The sequence below is a fragment of the Arhodomonas sp. KWT genome (genome assembly GCF_010993615.1).
The window spans coordinates 1-3,059 of the sequence record NZ_WNXE01000249.1 but is presented as its reverse complement, the minus strand read 5'-3'; the positions used below and the strand labels follow the sequence as shown (position 1 = coordinate 3,059).

The 3,059-nt window shown below is 73.2% G+C and carries 3 protein-coding genes; all 3 read right to left on the bottom strand.

The annotated features are described in order from the left end of the window. Positions 1–88: 88 nt before the first annotated feature. On the bottom strand, positions 89–856 hold the full coding sequence (locus G7A99_RS17405; protein WP_018716609.1) for a polysaccharide deacetylase family protein: 768 nt from the start codon (positions 854–856) through the stop codon (positions 89–91). 53 nt (positions 857–909) lie between these two features. Beyond that, entirely contained in the window at positions 910–2,328 is a 1,419-nt protein-coding gene (hldE, locus tag G7A99_RS17400) for a bifunctional D-glycero-beta-D-manno-heptose-7-phosphate kinase/D-glycero-beta-D-manno-heptose 1-phosphate adenylyltransferase HldE (RefSeq protein ID WP_018716610.1), read from the bottom strand. Then, positions 2,328–3,059, bottom strand: a 732-nt coding sequence (locus tag G7A99_RS17395; RefSeq protein ID WP_163142502.1) for a lipid A biosynthesis lauroyl acyltransferase, incomplete at its 5' end; no start/stop codon positions are given. The genes hldE and G7A99_RS17395, both read right to left, overlap by 1 nt.

Here is a 3,059-nt window from a genome sequence, read left to right as displayed (position 1 = left end):
TGGCCGGCGGCGGCGAGCGCCTGGATCAGGCGCACGTAGAAACGGTCCGCGCCTCCGAACTGGCGGCTTCCGAGGACATGGAGACTCTTCATGCCGCGCGCGCCGCGCCCCCGCGGTCCTTGCGCGCGTGCTTGGCGTGCAGCTTCCAGAGGTAGCCGATCAGGTTGTCGCCGTAGGAGATCGCCTTGCGCGGGATCTCCAGCGGGTTGTCGGCGGTGTTGGCCGCGCCGCGGATACAGGTCAGGCCGCTGGCATAGCCGGCCTCCGCCACCAGCTCCCGGCTGCGGGCGTCGTAATCGCCGTAGGGATAGCAGAAGTGGCGTACCTCCGCCCCGAGGATGTCCTCCAGGCGTGCCTTGCTGTCGACGATCTCACGGCGCTGGTCGGCCTCCTCCAGCCGGGAGAGCCGCGGGTGGCTGAGGGTGTGCGAGCCGAAGGTCACGCCCTCGGCGTGGAGCGCGCGCACCGTGTCGGCGCCCATCAGTGCGGCCCGGGTCTGGCCGTCGCCCAGCCACTCGGCGCGTCCGCCGACCCGCTCGGCCACCAGGAAGACCGTCGCCGGGAAGCCGTGGCGCCGCAGGATGGGCCAGGCGTGCTCGCGGAAGTTCTCGTAGCCGTCGTCGAAGGTCAGCACCACCGCGCGCGGCGGCAGCGGCGTGTCACCGAACAGGCCGTCGAGCAGGCGGTCCAGGCCGATGACGTGATAGCCGAAACGCCGCAGCCAGGCCATCTGCGCACCGAAGCGTCGTACGTGGCAGTAGCCGGCACGATGCGACGCGGGCGGGGCGAACGGCCCCACCTGGTGGTACATCAGCACGGAGACCGGCGGCGCGGCGGAGGGGATCGATCGGCTCATGACTCGTCAGCGGCGAAGCGACCACGGCAACGCAGTGTAGCAAATCGCCCCCACTACCGCCCCAGCCGCGTCACGATATCGGTGGTGGAATAGCCCTCGAGCAGCGGCAGGATCCGGACGTCCCCGCCGCGGGCGAGCACCGACTCGTGGCCGGCGATGTCCTCGACGCGGTAGTCCCCGCCCTTGACCAGGACGTCCGGGGCGACCGCCTCGATGAGCCGGGCCGGGGTGTCCTCGGCGAAGGGTACCACCCAGTCCACCGCGGCCAGGCCGGCGAGCACCGCCATACGGTGCCCCAGGGGATTGACCGGGCGGCCCTCGCCCTTGAGACGCCTGACCGAGTCGTCGTCGTTGACGGCGACGATGAGCCGGTCGCCCAGCGCCGCCGCGGCCTCCAGGTAGGCGACGTGGCCGGGGTGGAGGATGTCGAAGCAGCCGTTGGTCATCACCAGCCGCTGCCCCTGGACCCGTGCCTCGCGGACGCCGGCGATCAGGCCCGGCTCGTCGAGCACGCCCTCGGCGGTACGCACCGGCGCCCAGTGGCGGAGCGCGGCATGCAGCTCCGCGGGCGTGACGGTGGCGGTGCCGAGCTTGCCCACGACCACCCCGGCGGCCAGGTTCGCCAGCGCCGCGGCCTGGGCCAGGGACTCGCCGGCGGCCACCGCGGCGGCGAGCACGGCGATCACCGTGTCCCCCGCGCCGGTCACGTCGAACACCTCGTGGGCCTGGGCAGGGATGTGCACCGGCTCACCGTCCCGGCGCAGCAGGGTCATGCCCTCCTCCCCCCGGGTGAGCAGCAGCGCCTCGATGTCGAGCTCGCGCAGCAGGGCACGGCCTCGCGCCACCAGGGTCGCCTCGTCGCCGCAGTGGCCGACGATGCGCTCGAACTCCGGGCGGTTGGGGGTGATCACGGTGGCCCCGGCGTAGGCCTCGAGATCCGGGCGTTTCGGGTCGACCAGCACCGGACAGCCGGCGGCGCGGGCGGCGCGGATCAGCGGCTGCGGGTCGCGCAGCGCGCCCTTGGCGTAGTCGGAGAGGATCACCGCCCGGACCCCGTCCAGCGCGCCGGCGATCTCGGCGGCGGCCAGCGGGGACGAGGCGGCGGCGCCGTCCTCGAAATCCAGCCGGATCATCTGCTGGTGCTGGCTGATCACGCGCAGCTTGGTCGTGGTGCGCGCACCGGGGCGCCGCACCCAGTGGCGCTCGACGCCGGCGCCGGCGAGGCAGCCGTCCAGGGCCCCGGCCGCCTCGTCCTCGCCCACCGGCGCGGCAAGCCGCGCCCGGCAACCCAGCGCCGCGAGCCCGAGGGCCACGTTCGCGGCACCACCGGGGCGGTCGTCGCTGGCGCCGATGCGCACCACCGGCACCGGGGCCTCCGGCGATATCCGGCCGGTATCGCCGTGCCAGTAACGGTCCAGCATCACGTCCCCGGCCACCAGCAGGGTGACGTCGCCGAAATCGGGTATCCGCATCACTTGCCCTTCCTGCGCCGTTTGCGCCGCCCCCGATAGGGATTCGGCCCGCCGTCGGGCCGGGTCTTGAACCGCCGGTGCACCCAGTAGTACTGCGCCGGGCGCTGCCGGATCTCCGCCTCCAGCCGGGCGTTGAGCCGCTCGGCGTCGGCGGTGTCGTCACCGCTCGGGAACCCCTCCAGCGGGGGGCCGAGCCGGACCACGTAGCCGCTGCCATCCTCGCGCGCCACACCGTAGCAGGGGATCACCACCGCCCCGGAGAGCCGCGCGAGGCGGGAGGTCATCGTGATCGTCGCCGCCGGCACGCCGAAGAACGGCGCGAACACGGCGTGCCGGCGACCGTAGTCCTGGTCCGGGGGGTACCAGACCACCCGCCGCTCACGCAGCGCCCGCACCATGGCACGCATGTCGCCGCGGTCGAAGGCGTGCTCGAAGTGCCGCCGCCGGCTCTCGCGCATGAAGTGCTCGATGACCGCGTTCCGGTTCTCGCGGTAGATCGCCTGAAAACCGAACCACCGGCTCATGATTCGCCCCGAGATGTCCAGCGGCGTGAAGTGCGCACTCACCAGGATCACGCCGTGGCCGTCGGCCTGCGCGCGCGCCACGTGTTCGGCCCCCTCCACGGTCCCGAGCCGGGCGATACGCGACTCCGCACCCCACCACGCCAGCGCGACCTCCACCAGTCCGCGTCCTGTATAGCACAGGTTCCGGCGGGCGAGATCGCGCCGCTG